Genomic DNA, 13,381 nt, shown 5'->3' with positions numbered 1-13,381 from the left:
GATTTACACAGATTTTTTAAAGTTTCTTTTAAGTCTGTGAAACGCCGGCCTTAGCCGCTGGCTTCAGGTTGCGGCTCGAAGCCGGATCGATCGGCCATACTGCGAACTTCCCCTCTCCCCTCTGGGGAGAGGGTCAGGGTGAGGGGGAAAGGCATAGCCGAGCCCCTCATCCTGTCCTTCTCCCCTCAGGGGAGAAGGAACCAAAAACCTGCCGCCTAAAGGCGGGAGATTCACTGATCCCTTATTCATGTCTTTAAATCCGCGAAATCCGTGTCATCCGTGGATTATTCCCCCACCCGCCGCAGTTCCAGGACGAGCGACTCGGGCGGGTCGAAGGGGTTCACGGACCGGGTCTGCGGGGTGACCCAGCGGGCCGCGCCGGAGCGGTCGTAGATCGCCGCGCGCAGGCCGTATTCGCGCTCCCGTTCCAGTATCTCGCCCGGCACCGTCAGGCTGAAGGCGATCGGCACCTGGCCGGGGCGGCGCAGTTCCTGCTCCGAGACCAGGTCGTTGCCGCCCTCGCCCACTTCCAGCAGGGCCACCCGCGCGTAGGCGCCCTCCGGCAGCGCGATGCGCTCGCGGTAGGTCAGTTCGCCCTGCAGGGTCACCGGCGGCGCCGAGGCGCAGGCGCCGAGCAGCAGGACGGTGGCGAGGAGAAAGGCTCGGGACATAAGGATCACTCCACGGACAGGGCCAGGGTCTGGCTGATGCGGCACAGGGGCCAGTCGCTCTCGTCCATCCACTCGTTGAAACGGGCCTGGACCTCGCGCAGGGCCCGCTTGCCCTTGGGTGTGCCCTCGTAGGCGTCCCAGTGGTTCAGGGCCTTGGTCACCCAGTCGGTGACCAGGAAGCTGTCCTTGCCCGCCATGCGCAGGAACGCCGGCGCGGAATTGCCGCCGAGCTGAGAGAAGCGCGCCGACAGGTCGAACCAGAGTTCCACGATCTCGTCCTCCGGCCAGGCCGCGAGCCAGGCGCCGAAGCTGCCCTCTTCCGCCACCAGGTCGAGCATGGCGCGGGCGTTGTCGCGCACGGCCCGCAGCTTGCCGTGGTGACGGATCAGGCGCTCGTCGTTGCCCAGACGCCGCAGGTCGCCGTCGTCCATCTCCGCCACCCTTGCCGGATCGAAATCCAGGAAGGCGGCCTCGAACGCGGGCCAGCGGGCGTCGACCATCCGGTGCTGGAGGCCGGCGCGGAAGATGCGCCGGCTCATCACCGACAGGTAACGGTCGTCGCCGACCATGGCGAGGGACTCGGGCGGCTCGGGGCGCACCAGGCGCTCGCGCAGCGCCTCGTCCCCGCCGACGCGGGCGGCCGCCGTCTCGCGGATACGGGCGAAGGTCTCCATGGCCTCCTGGGGATTCGGACGGACGCGCCAGTGTAGCGCATGTACCCTGGCGGCCGACTCAGACCTCGTCGTGGAAACGATAGGTGTTCCGGCCGCCGACCTTGGCGCGGTACATGGCCTCGTCGGCGCGCCGCACGATATCCGGGCGACGGCCCGCATCGCCGCCGTAGAAGGCGATACCGAAGCTCGCGCCCACCTGGACCGTGTCGCCGTCGTCGATGCGGATGGGCTCGTTGATCCGGCGCAGCAGACTCTCGACGATGTCCACGATCGCCGCGCGGTCGGTAGTGCCGTCCAGCAGGATCACGAACTCGTCGCCGCCGTAGCGGGCCACCAGGTCGCTGTCGCGGACCCGGGCGTCGAGCAGTCCGGCCACGTGCTTGAGCACCAGATCGCCGGCGAGGTGCCCCCGGGTGTCGTTGATCGGCTTGAATTTGTCCAGATCCAGCATGACCAGGCTGAAGCGGTGCGCCGGCTCGCGCCGGCAGCGTTCCATCAACTCGCGCAGGCGGCGATCGAAACCGAGACGGTTGTGCAACCCGGTCAGCGTGTCGGTGATCGCCTGCTCCCGGGCACTTTCCTCCGAAAGCTTGCGCTGGGTTATGTCGTTGACCACGCCCTGCATGTAACCGCCCTGCACGGGGTTGAGCACCACGTGCACCCAGCGCGTCGCGCCATCCTCGCCGGGCAGACGGAAGTCCCCGCTCCGCGGCCCGCCGCCCTCGGCGCAGCGTTCGAGCAGGTGGGCGACCGCGACCGCGTCGGGCGTACCCTGGAACAGAACGGGAAAACGCGGCGCGGCGTGCTCGGTGGGTCCCGAGGGCGGCAGCCCGAACAGGCGGCCGAAAGCCGGGTTGTAGGACAGCAGCACCCCCTGCTCGTCCACCACGAAAATCCCGCTCTCCGCGCTCTCGAAGATGGTGCGGAACTTTCTCTCGGCGATCTCCCGCTCCAGCCGCAGCTCGCGCTCCTGGTGGAGGATCGCCACGAGGTGGTCGATCAGGCCGTTGACGTCGTTGACCAAGCGCCCGATCTCGTCGGTCTCGCTGCCACGCGGCAGGTCGAGTTTTTCGCCGGTCTCCGCCCGGAGGTCGTGCAGCCGGTTGGAGATGCGCAGGATCGGGTGGGTCACGTAGCGCATCACGACCGCGACGATACCGCCGCCGATCAGCGTCAACAGCAGGGCGAGGAAGACGATCGTATAGGAGGTCGCCCGGGTCACCTCCGACTGTATCTCGGAATCATCGGGCACCAGGGCGATGCGGCCGACGGTCTCCTCGCCGAAGGGCGAATGCAGCTCGCGCACGAGGGTATCGCCGTTGATCGGGGTGCCGGGACCGCCCTTGTGCCGCTCCGCGATAACGTGTCCGCCCGAACGTATCTCGACCGCGAGTACCGTCGGGTTGCGCACCAGGCCGCCGGCCACTTCCTCGGCCAGCTCGCGGTCCTCGAGGTAAGTGGCGATGCTGACGGTGTTCTGCACGGTGTCCAGGAGCCCGTCCAGACGGGCCATCTGCTGGCGATGCTCCTCGGCCTGTATCACCTGCACCGCCATGGCCAGGAAACCTAATCCCACGACCACGACCAGCAGCAGGATCACGACCGCCGTACGGATGGCGAGATTGGTGCGGAGATAGCTCAAGGGGCTGCGCATCCTCGGGCTCAGTCGTCCACCAGTTCCAGGACCACGGTCACGCGCGAATCGTCGACCGCCCCGCTCGGCAGATAGCCGATGGCCCCGCGGTTGTTGGACACGACCTCCAGCACCGCCGTGGCGTCGTCCAGGCGGCGCGGCGGCGTGGCGCGGCCGGAGAAGATCAGGCGGGCCCAATAGGAGTTGATCTCGGCCAGGGTCCGGTCGACGAGCCGGCTATAGAAGTCCTGACGCAACGGCACCAGGTCGACCGGGAAGGCCGTGATCCCCGAGGGCAGACCCTGGTAGCGACCCATGTAGATATTGACCACTTGATCGCGGGTCATCTCGGTGACGCCGCTTTCCGGGTTGACCACCACGGCGATCTCCGCACGCGCCGCGGACACGGCCGAGAGCGCGACCGCGACGAGCAACAACAGCAGTGGACGCAAGCTTACGGCCATCGCTAGAACACGAAATCCAGGGTCGCGGTGACGACGGTGCCGCGGCCGTCCCAATCGGGAGCCGGGTCGCGCATCATGGTTACGGCCGGCGATTTCGCCCAGAGGCGGTCCACCTGGAACTTAAGGGCGACGTTCTCGGTGATGTCGCGACGCACGCCCAGCGAGGTCGTGTGCTGGTCGTAGCGCACATCCCGGAGAAAGGCCTGGATCGCGGCATCGTCGGGGCTGCCGGACGGAAAGCCGCTCTCGCGGTCGATACGGTCGCTCTCGATGGCGGCGAAGGACAGGAAGGGGGTCCAGTCACCGACCCGGTAACTGACCGTGGCGTAGCCGGTATAGAAGTCCGTGAACAGCAGCGTATCGCTGTCGGAATGGTCGAACATGAACTGGAGCCGCAGGGGACCGCGCGAGTACAGCAGACCGACCACGAAATGGTCGACGTCCGCGCCCGCCAGACGCATGTCGTCGGCCAGCTCGGCGCCGGTCTCGCCGCCCGCGGTCGCCATGCGCTCGAACAGGGGCTGCAGGTCATCCGCCGCTTCGTCCAGGGCCTCGCGTGCGAAGCCCAGGCGCAACCACCAGTCGCCGAACTGGTAGTTCGCGTGCGCGCCCACCACGTAGCTGCCGCCCAGGTCGTAATCCTGCGCATCCTCGATCGGCAGTTCCTCGTCGGCGAATCCGCCATAGGCCTTGATCCAGAACAGCCCCGAGTCCAGGGGACGGGTCCAGGTGACGTCGAACCCGTCGATGTGGCTCAGTTGCTGCACTCCGAAATACTCGATGGGCGGCCGCACCCACAGGAAGGAGTAGCCGACGTAGCGGCTGTCGGAAAGCATGTAGACATCCCAGCTCAGGCGCCCCGCCCGGAGGTCCCAGTCGGGGGTCGGGGTGTACTTGAGGTAGGCCCAGTTCACCTCGGGCGGGAAACTGCCGTCCGCGTCGTGCCGGCTCAGGAGCTGGACCACGGCGTCGAGGTGCGGCGTGAAACGGTATCGAGCCTGGATACCGAGCGTGGAGTCGGTCTTGGTGCTGACCTCGTTCTTGATGCCGTCCGGCTGAAAACTGTCACGCACGAACGCGAAGTCGTCGCTGTCGTTGTAGGTCAGGCCGAGCGTGCCGAAACCGCCGAGTTGGAACCCCATCTCCTCCACGGCGGTGACAGGCAGACACGGCAGCATCAGCAATGCGAGTGCACAGAAACGCCTCGGCAGGGAGCGGGTGGCAAATCGGTTCATGGCGGAAATCGGTGAGCGATGCAATATGGCGACCTCCGTCGGCATGGCATCCGTCGGTCGATATGCCGACGATACGGGCCGCCGTCCCGGCGTCGCAATCGGAGAAGCGATATCGGCTTCGGCACGGACAACTTTCGACGTTCTTACATTATCGACGGATGCCAAACTAACTTTAGCGCACACGTCGCGTCGAATATTACCGACAATCCGGCCATCCCTACGCCGTCTCGCCGGACGATGCCGCGTATCCGGCGATCTCGCTCAGGAACGACTCGCCGTAGGCCTCCAGCTTCTTGCGCCCGACCCCGTCGACGGCGAGGAACGCCGCCTCGTCGCGCGGCTTGTGTTCGACCATGGCGCGCAGCGTCCGGTCGTGGAAGATGACGTAGGGCGGCACGCCCTGCTCGTCCGCGAGCCGCTTGCGCAGGTCGCGCAGGGCCTCCCAGAGCGGCCGGTCCGCCGGATCCAGCTCGGCATCCGCCGAGCCGGCCCGACGCCGCGGGGCGCGTTCCACGGCGCGTGCCCGGCGCAGCGACAGCGTGGTTTCGCCGCGCAACAGGGGCCGGCAGCCGTCGCCCAGGCGCAGGCCGCCGTAGCCGTCCAGATCCACGGTCAGGAAACCGCGCGCCACGAGCTGACGCAGGATCACCCGCCATTCCGCGGCCGGGATGTCCTCCCCCACCCCGAACGTGGACAGCCGCGTGTGGCCGAACCGCTCGGCGCGCTCGTCGGCCTTGCCCCGCAGATGGTCGACCAGGTACTGGGCGCCGAAGCGCTGACCGGTGCGGAACACCGCCGACAGGGCCTTGCGGGCGGCCTCGGTGGCGTCCCAGGTATCCGGCGGCGACAGGCAGGTATCGCAATTGCCGCAATCCGCCGGATAATCCTCGCCGAAATAACCCAGCAGGTGCCGCCGGCGGCAGCTCGACAGTTCGCAATAGGCGAGCATGGCGTCCAGCTTGTGGCGCTCGACGCGCTTGCGGTCCTCGCCGGCGCCGGAGTCCTCGATCATGCGCCGTCGCTGGACCACGTCCGACAGGCCGTAGAGCATCCAGGCATCGGCGGGCAATCCGTCGCGGCCGGCGCGGCCGGTTTCCTGGTAATAGCCCTCCAGCGAGGCCGGCAGGTCCAGGTGGGCCACGAAGCGCACGTCCGGCTTGTCAATCCCCATGCCGAAGGCCACCGTGGCCACGATGATCACGCCCTCCTCGCGCAGGAAGCGTTGCTGATGGGCCTCGCGCACCTCGTGCGGCAGACCGGCGTGGTACGGCAACGCCGTCAACCCCTGGGCCGAGAGCCACTCCGCGGTCTGCTCGACCTTGCGCCGTGACAGACAATAGACGATGCCGGCCTCGCCGCGGTGTTCGTCCGCGATGAAACGCTGCAATTGCTGGCGGGCCTGGCCGCGCTCGGCGACCCGGTAGCGGATGTTCGGGCGGTCGAAGCTGTGGCGGAACAGGCGCGCCGCCTCCAGCCCCAGGCGCTCGCGGATCTCGCGCTGGGTGGGCGGATCGGCGGTGGCGGTCAGGGCCACGCGCGGCACGCCCGGGAACCGTTCGGCGAGCACCGCGAGCTGGAGATACTCGGGGCGGAAGTCATGGCCCCATTGGGACACGCAGTGGGCCTCGTCGATCGCGAACAGGGCCAGCCGGCATTCCTCCAGCAGCGCCAAGGTCCGCGGCTGCAGCAGCCGCTCGGGCGCCACGTAGATCATGTCCAGATCGCCGTCGCGCATCGCCGCCTCGACCGCGGCCTGCTCCGCCGGCGGCAGGCTGGAGTTGAGATAGGCGGCGCGGATGCCGAGCTGGCGCAGGGCGGCGACCTGGTCCGCCATCAACGCGATCAGCGGCGACACCACCACGCCGATGCCGGGGCGCAGCAGCGCGGGAATCTGGTAGCACAGGGACTTGCCGCCGCCGGTGGGCATGAGCACGACGGCATCGCCGCCGCCGGCGACGGTGTCGATCACCGCGGCCTGCTCGCCGCGGAATTGCTCGTAGCCGAAGGTGTCGCGGAGAACCGACTCGGGTGACATCCCGCCATGGTACCGGCACCCGCGGACGCCCGCTAACCGGACCGCGCCATACCCCCCATTTCCGGGGTTTCGCTCCCGTGACACACGATTATTCTGAAACGGCGAGTTGGATCGGCAAGGGCGGACGGATGAAACGGATGATGGCGGTTTTCGGCGTTGCGCTATGCGCGGCGTCGCTATCCCCACAGGCACACGGGGCATCGCCGGCGGCATGCGAACAGGGAGACGCCGAGGCCTGCCGCGCGCACGGGCTCCGGCTGGAATACGGCGACGGGGTACCGCAGAACGGCCCGCAAGCGATGCAATATTACGACCGCGCCTGCCGTCTCGGCGACGGGGATGGTTGCGCCGGGGTCGCCCGGATCCTGTTCAACGGCGACAGGGGCGTGCCCCGCGACGACGGCAAGGCCTATCCCTATGCGGTCGAAGCCTGCAAGCGGAATTCCACGGACAGCGGCTGCTACATTGCCGCCTTCATCGCCTTCCAGGGACAGGGCGTGCCGCACGACCGCGACGCCGGTCACGACCTCATGATGCACGGCTGCAAGATCAAGGATCCGGCGGCCTGCGGTTATGGCGCGAACATCTACGCCCTGGGCCGGTTCGGCTTCCAGGCGGACGGCCGCATGGCCTTCAATTTCGCGGACCGGGGATGCGGGATACGCCGTCCCGCCGCCGCCGAGGCGTGCTATATCGCCGGCTGGCTGGTCAGCGGCGAATTGGGGATTTCCGCCGACATCCCGTCGGCCGCGATCTATTTCGAACGGTCTTGCATCATGGGCGAGGCCGCCGGTTGCCTGAACGCCGCAACCATGCTCCATCGCAGCCAGGGCATCGAGGCCGCCGGCGACAAGATTCTGTCCCTGTATCGGCAGGCGTGCGACAAGGGTCTCGCGGCCGGCTGCACCTGGACCGGCTTCGCGCATCTGGAGATGGGCGACGTGGAAGCGGCGAAGACGCGCTACCGCGAAGGCTGTCAGGGCGGCGACGCCTCGGGCTGCTACGGCATGGCGGTCGCGTTAGCGAAACAGGGCCGCCATCTGGACGGCCGGGACTGGACCGCACGGGCCTGCGACATGGACAACGCGAGCGCCTGCGAGTATCTCGCCGCGCTCGACCGGCACAAGTCGGAACTACAGGCCCACCGCGAGGCGGTGGCGGCCTACCAGGCCAAGGTGGCCGCCGTCACCGCCGCCCTGGAGGAGGCGGATTTCCGGCGGGCGATCCATCTCGCGGTCGAGCAACTGCGCGACCGGCAGCAGGCGGCGCGGGTGATCGTCGCGGCCGAGAACGCCGGCCGTATCGGCGATATCGACGATATCTATATCCACACGCTGCGGAGCTGGTTCGCCACCACCCATTCGACCGCGGACGCGATCGTCCACCGGGAACTGAAGGCCATCAAGCAGGCGGAGAAGGCGTCGCAGCGGCAATTCCGGATCACGCCGACGCGCAACGGACCGCCGGCCCTGCCCGGCGGCCTCGCCGAACGGATGGCCGAGCACAGCGAGCGGACTTACCGGGAAAACCTGAACCGCTATCTGGCGGGCGGCCGACCCGCCGATCCCCGGGTGTACCGCGTACTCGAATGATCCCGGCACGAAAGCGCTTGTGACCGAAGGTGGCGCGGCGTACCGGCCCGAGAGCGTCCGGCCATGCCGGCGGTGCCCGCGCCGGCTCGCTAATCAGCGGAATTTTAAAAGCCAACCACAGAGACACAGAGGCACAGAGTTGAGAAGTCAATAACCACGGGGCATGAAGTGTTGTTTTTGATCTTTTTTTAGTCCGTGATTGGGGGTCCGCAAATCCCCGCCTTCAGGGGGCCAATCTTTCGCCTTCTCCCCCCTGGGGGGAAGGTTGGGATGAGGCGGTGGTGTGGTCGGCCGCGCCGTTTCATGACCCCCTAAGCCTAGCCTTCTCCCCGACGGGGATAGGGGACTGAGGGTCGGCGGTGGGGCCGACCGATCCGGCTTTGAGTCGTAACCCGAAGCCACCGGCCTTAGCCGGTGGCGCATTCAGTTTTTTCGTGCTCTTCGTGGTTATAAAAAATGTCTTTCGCTGTGCCCCTGTGCCTCTGTGGTTCATTCCTCTTCGGCAGGCGTGATCGCGACCAGCAATTGCCGGCCCGCGACCTGGTCGCCGGCGGCCACGTTCACGGATTCGACGGTGCCGTCGACGTCCGAGGCCACCTGGAACTCCATCTTCATCGCCTCCAGGACCAGGATGGTCTGGCCCTTCTCGACGGCCTCGCCTTCCTTGACGCGGACCTCGATGATCTTGCCGTCGCTGTTGGCGGTGATCTGGCCGGAGCCGCCGGCCTCGCCCCGGGTCTCGGCCGCGGCGAGGGTGACGTCGGCGTACGAAGTCGTGGCACCGTAGGCGTCCAGCCACAGGGTGTCGCCCTCGCGCACGCAGCGGGCCTGCCCGCCCTGACCGTCGCAGGCGAAGCGCAGGCCGTACTCGCCGTCCGGCACGACCTCGAGCATGTGTTCGGCGCGGTCGTCGCCCTCCTCGAGCTGGACGCGGTAACGATTGCCGCCCTCGGCGTGCACCAGCAACCGGATCTTGTCGCCCGCCTGGCCCACGCGCAGCACCACCGGCGTCGGGGTCGGATTGGCGCTCTGCCAGGCGACCAGCTCCTGGTCGATGTAGGCGTCACGGCGCAGGGCCTCGGCGTCGCCGTGGAAGAACAGCGCCGCGGCCAGGCAGTGGTGGCGCGAATCCGCTGTCGGCAGCGCCGCGGCGGGATCGGGGTAATAGGTAGGCACGAAGCCGGTATCGAACTCGCCGCTGGCGAAGGCCTCGTGGGCCACCGTCACCCGCAGGAAGTCGCGGTTGGACGGCATGCCGAAGAAGATGCACTCGTCCAGCGCCTGCAACAGACGGCGACGCGCGGTCTCGCGGTCCGGGCCGTGGGCGATGACCTTGGCCTGCATGGAATCGTAGTAGGGGCTGACCTCGCCGCCGGACACCACGCCGTGGTCGACGCGCACGCCCTCGCCCGCCGGCACCCGCCAGGCCAGGATCGGCCCGGTCTGCGGCAGGAAGTTGTCGGCCGGTGACTCGGCGCACAGCCGCACCTCGATGGCGCTGCCGGTGAGCGTGATGTCGTCCTGGGTCAGCGTCAGGCGCTCGCCGTTGGCCACGCGAAGCTGCCATTCCACCAGGTCGACGCCGGTGACCAGCTCGGTCACCGGGTGTTCCACCTGGAGCCGGGTGTTCATCTCCAGGAAGTAGAAGTTGTGGTCGGCGTCGAGCAGGAACTCGACCGTGCCGGCGCCGCGGTAGTTGATCGCCGCCGCGGCCTTGACCGCGGCGTCGCCCATGGCGGCGCGCAGGGCCTCGTCCGCCACCGGGCAGGGGCTTTCCTCGACGATCTTCTGGTGGCGGCGCTGGATCGAGCAGTCGCGCTCGCCCAGGTGGATGACGTTGCCGTGACTGTCCGCCATCACCTGGATCTCGACGTGGCGGGCCCCGGTGACCGCCTTCTCCAGGATGATCTCGTCGTTGCCGAACGCGGTCTTGGCTTCGGAGCGGGCGGACTTGATGCCCTCCTCCAGGTCCTTGGCGTTCTCCACCAGGCGCATGCCGCGGCCGCCGCCGCCGGCCGCCGCCTTGATCATCACCGGCAGGCCGATCTCCTCGGCCTTGGCGGCCAGGGTCGCGGCGTCCTCCTCCGAGCCCTCGGCCGAGCGGTAGCCGGGGATGCAGGGGACGCCCGCGTCCTCCATGCGCGCCTTGGCGGCGCGCTTGTTGCCCATCAGGTCGATGGCCTCGGGGCTCGGCCCGACGAAGACCAGGCCCGCCTTCTCCACGGCCCGCGCGAAATCGGCGTTCTCGGCCAGGAAACCGTAGCCGGGGTGGATGGCGTCGGCACCGGTGGCCTTGGCGGCCCCGATGATGGCGTCGATGTCCAGGTAGGACTCGCCCACTGGCGGCGGCCCGATGCGCACGGCCTCATCCGCCACCCGCACGTGCCGGGCGCTGGCGTCGGCGTCGCTGTAGACCGCGACCGTGTCGTAGCCCAGGCGCGCCGCGCCCTGCAGGACACGCACCGCAATCTCGCCGCGGTTGGCAACCAGTACCTTGCTAATCTTTCCGACCATTCGTTCTATTCCTTTCCAGGAAGAAGAAGAAAAAACTAACCACAGAGGCACAGAGGGCACCGAGCGAGGGCATGTAAAAACCTGTTTCCGACCTTGCCGCCTTCGATGCGCCCCGCGGATGTACTTGTTTTCAGCTCTCTGTGTTCTCTGTGACTCTGTGGTTCAGGTCTCCGCCCACTTGGGCAGGCGTTTCTCGATGAACGCCGCGGTGCCCTCGGCGCCCTCCTCGCTGCGGATGGAGCGGGCGAAGGCGTAGGCGGCGTCGTCGAGCAGGGTCTGCATGTCCTCGTGGCCGACGCGCAGCATCAGTTCCTTGGTCACGGCGTTGGCGTTGGGGGCGCAGCGCCGGATCTGCTTCAGGACCTCGGCCAGGCGGGCGTCCAGGGCATCCTCGTCGGGTTCGCTGAAGTGCACCAGGCCCAGGCGGCGCGCCTCGTCGCCGTCGAAGCGGGCCCCGCAGACGCCGAGCCGGCGGGCCTCGGTGAGCCCGATGCGGGCGACCACGAACGGCGCGATCTGCGCCGGCGGCAGGCCCAGGCCGGTCTCCGGCAGGCCGAACTTGGCGTCGCGGCGGGCGATGGCGACGTCGGAGATGCAGGCCAGGCCGAAGCCGCCGCCGAGCACCGCGCCCTCGATCACCGCCACCACCGCCGCGTGGGTGGCGTTGAAGGCGGTCAGCATGGTGCCGAACTGGCGGTTGTAGGCGGCGACCTTAGCGTCGCCGTCCGCCTCGCCCTGGACCTGACGCACGCGCGCCATGTCCTTGATGTCGCCGCCGGCGCAGAAGTTGCCCTCGGCGCCGCGCAGCACCAGCGCGCGGATGCCGTCGTCCTCGTTGGCGGTGCGAGCCACCGCGGTGAGATCGGCCAGCATCGCCTCGCTCATGGCGTTGCGGGCCTTGGGCCGGTTCAGCGTGACGTGCAGCACGCCGCCGTCCCGTTCCAGCTTCAGCGTTTCCGTCTCGGGCAGACTCATAGATTCAATCCTCGAAAAAAGCACTAACCACAGAGACACAGGGGCACGGAGCCTTTTGAAGTCCGTGATTGGGGATCCGCAAATCCCTCGCCTTCAGGCGGCCGATTTTTCGCCTTCTCCCCCTTGGGGGAGAAGGTTGGGAAGAGTGGGTGGCGCGGCCGGCCGCGCTGTTTTGTGGCCCCCTCACCCTAACCCTCTCCCCGGCGGGGAGAGGGAACTCAGGGTCGGCCCTACGGCCGACCGATCCGGCTTTGAGCCGTAACCCGAAGCCACCGGCTTTAGCCGGTGGCTCATTCACAAATTCACATTCTCCGTGTCTCTGTGCCTCTGTGGTTAAAGTCATTTCTTGGCGGGCGCGTTGCCCATGCGCTTGCTGATGATCGAGAGCATCACCTCGTCGGCGCCGCCGCCGATGGAGTGCAGGCGCAGGTCGCGGTAGAACTGCGAGACTTGGTTGTCCCACATGTAGCCCTGGCCGCCCCAGAACTGCAGACAGGTGTCGGCGACCTCGCGGGCCACGCGGCCGCTCTTGAGCTTGGCCATCGAGGCCAGCAGGGTCACGTCCTCGCCCTGGATCAGGGCCTCGGTGGCGCGATAGGTCAGCGCCCGCACCGCCTCCACGTCGGAGGCCAGCTCGGCCAGCCGGTAGTGGATGTACTGGTGGTCGAGGATGGTGCCGCCGAAGGCCTTGCGCTGGCGCGCGTACTCGGCAGTCTCCTCGATGCAGCGGTCCATGGCCGCGAGGATGCTGGCGGACAGGAACAGCCGCTCCTCCTGGAACTGCTGCATCTGGTAGACGAAGCCGCGACCCTCCTCGCCGATCAGGTTGCGCGCCGGCACCCGGACCTCGTCCAGGAAGATGATGGCGGTGTCGGAGCTGCGCTGGCCCAGCTTGTCCAGCTTGGTGGTGCGATCGACGCCCTTGGCGTCCAGCGGCACCACGATCAGGGACTTGTTGCCGTGGCGGTTGTCGCCGCCCTCGCCCGTGTTCACCAGCATGCAGGCCCAGTCCGCCTGGGTGCCGTTGGTGATCCACATCTTCTGGCCGGAGATCACATAGTCGTCACCGTCGCGCTTGGCGACGGTCTTGATCCCGGCCACGTCCGAGCCGGCGCCCGGCTCGGAAACCGCGATCGCGGCCACCTGCTCGCCGGTCACGGCCGGAGTCAGGAAGTTCTCCTTGAGATAGTCGGAGCCCACGCGGGCAAGCGCCGGGGTCGCCATATCGGTCTGCACCCCGATCGCCATCGGGATGCCGCCGCAGGTGCAATGCCCCAACGCCTCGGAGAACAGGACCTGATAGGAATAGTCCAGCCCCAGGCCGCCGACTTCCTCGGGCTTGGCGATGCCGAGCAGACCCAGGTCGCCCATGCCCTTGAGAATCTCGTGCGCGGGCCAGACGCCCTCGCGCTCCCACTCCTCGACGTGGGGATTGATGTTCTCCTCGACGAACCGCTTGGTGGTGTCGAAGATCTGCTGGTGTTCGTGCGTGATTTGCATCTTTCAGTGCCCTGCGCTGACAAAGAATGAACCACAGAGGCACAGAGGCCACAGAGAGAAGAGAATTCTTGTTTTTGCTTTGTTGTCT

At 67.7% G+C, this 13,381-nt stretch carries 10 protein-coding genes; 1 reads left to right on the top strand and 9 read right to left on the bottom strand.

The annotated features are described in order from the left end of the window. Nucleotides 1-284: 284 nt before the first annotated feature. From PC39_RS13580 to recQ, 6 genes are all read right to left on the bottom strand, one after another. On the bottom strand, nt 285-671 hold the full coding sequence (locus PC39_RS13580; protein WP_353253943.1) for a YbaY family lipoprotein: 387 nt from the start codon (nt 669-671) through the stop codon (nt 285-287). A 5-nt stretch (nt 672-676) separates the two neighbouring features. After that, nucleotides 677-1,345: a DNA-3-methyladenine glycosylase I gene (locus PC39_RS13575; RefSeq protein WP_353253942.1), complete on the bottom strand. Its 669-nt coding sequence runs from the start codon at nt 1,343-1,345 to the stop codon at nt 677-679. 58 nt (nt 1,346-1,403) lie between these two features. Further along, complete coding sequence (locus tag PC39_RS13570; protein WP_353253941.1) at nt 1,404-2,987, bottom strand: diguanylate cyclase; 1,584 nt, start codon at nt 2,985-2,987, stop codon at nt 1,404-1,406. Between the two features lie 20 nt (nt 2,988-3,007). After that, nucleotides 3,008-3,430 carry a type 2 periplasmic-binding domain-containing protein gene (locus PC39_RS13565; protein ID WP_353253940.1) on the bottom strand — a complete coding sequence of 141 codons (423 nt, stop codon included), beginning with the start codon at nt 3,428-3,430 and terminating at the stop codon, nt 3,008-3,010. A gap of 14 nt (nt 3,431-3,444) precedes the next feature. After that, nucleotides 3,445-4,677 carry a porin family protein gene (locus PC39_RS13560; protein ID WP_353253939.1) on the bottom strand — a complete coding sequence of 411 codons (1,233 nt, stop codon included), beginning with the start codon at nt 4,675-4,677 and terminating at the stop codon, nt 3,445-3,447. Between the two features lie 217 nt (nt 4,678-4,894). Beyond that, nucleotides 4,895-6,712 (bottom strand): DNA helicase RecQ, encoded by a 1,818-nt coding sequence (gene recQ / locus PC39_RS13555; RefSeq protein ID WP_353253938.1) that lies wholly within the window; start codon nt 6,710-6,712, stop codon nt 4,895-4,897. A gap of 128 nt (nt 6,713-6,840) precedes the next feature. Between recQ and PC39_RS13550 the strand changes: the two genes are divergently transcribed. Then, entirely contained in the window at nt 6,841-8,304 is a 1,464-nt protein-coding gene (locus tag PC39_RS13550; RefSeq protein ID WP_353253937.1) for a tetratricopeptide repeat protein, read from the top strand. A gap of 489 nt (nt 8,305-8,793) precedes the next feature. Here the strand turns inward: PC39_RS13550 and PC39_RS13545 are convergent, their stop codons facing one another. From PC39_RS13545 to PC39_RS13535, 3 genes are all read right to left on the bottom strand, one after another. After that, a complete protein-coding gene (locus tag PC39_RS13545) occupies nt 8,794-10,818 on the bottom strand; it encodes an acetyl/propionyl/methylcrotonyl-CoA carboxylase subunit alpha (protein WP_353253936.1) in 2,025 nt (674 codons plus the stop codon). Between the two features lie 162 nt (nt 10,819-10,980). Continuing rightward, nucleotides 10,981-11,793 carry an enoyl-CoA hydratase/isomerase family protein gene (locus PC39_RS13540; protein WP_353253935.1) on the bottom strand — a complete coding sequence of 271 codons (813 nt, stop codon included), beginning with the start codon at nt 11,791-11,793 and terminating at the stop codon, nt 10,981-10,983. A gap of 339 nt (nt 11,794-12,132) precedes the next feature. Beyond that, nucleotides 12,133-13,293, bottom strand: coding sequence for an acyl-CoA dehydrogenase family protein (locus PC39_RS13535; RefSeq protein ID WP_353253934.1), 1,161 nt, complete (start codon nt 13,291-13,293; stop codon nt 12,133-12,135). Nucleotides 13,294-13,381 lie beyond the last annotated feature (88 nt).

This window comes from Salinisphaera sp. PC39, assembly GCF_040361335.1.
Lineage (GTDB): Bacteria > Pseudomonadota > Gammaproteobacteria > Nevskiales > Salinisphaeraceae > APNM01.
The sequence above is the reverse complement of the archived record's forward strand: the minus strand, read 5'-3'. Positions and strand labels throughout refer to the sequence as shown.

Coding starts and splice junctions, on each gene's coding strand:
- PC39_RS13535 (WP_353253934.1), bottom strand. CDS start 13,293: ATGCAAATCACGCACGAACACCAGCAGATCTTCGACACCACCAAGCGG.
- PC39_RS13540 (WP_353253935.1), bottom strand. CDS start 11,793: ATGAGTCTGCCCGAGACGGAAACGCTGAAGCTGGAACGGGACGGCGGC.
- PC39_RS13545 (WP_353253936.1), bottom strand. CDS start 10,818: ATGGTCGGAAAGATTAGCAAGGTACTGGTTGCCAACCGCGGCGAGATT.
- PC39_RS13550 (WP_353253937.1), top strand. CDS start 6,841: ATGAAACGGATGATGGCGGTTTTCGGCGTTGCGCTATGCGCGGCGTCG.
- PC39_RS13560 (WP_353253939.1), bottom strand. CDS start 4,677: ATGAACCGATTTGCCACCCGCTCCCTGCCGAGGCGTTTCTGTGCACTC.
- PC39_RS13580 (WP_353253943.1), bottom strand. CDS start 671: ATGTCCCGAGCCTTTCTCCTCGCCACCGTCCTGCTGCTCGGCGCCTGC.
- PC39_RS13575 (WP_353253942.1), bottom strand. CDS start 1,345: ATGGAGACCTTCGCCCGTATCCGCGAGACGGCGGCCGCCCGCGTCGGC.
- recQ (WP_353253938.1), bottom strand. CDS start 6,712: ATGTCACCCGAGTCGGTTCTCCGCGACACCTTCGGCTACGAGCAATTC.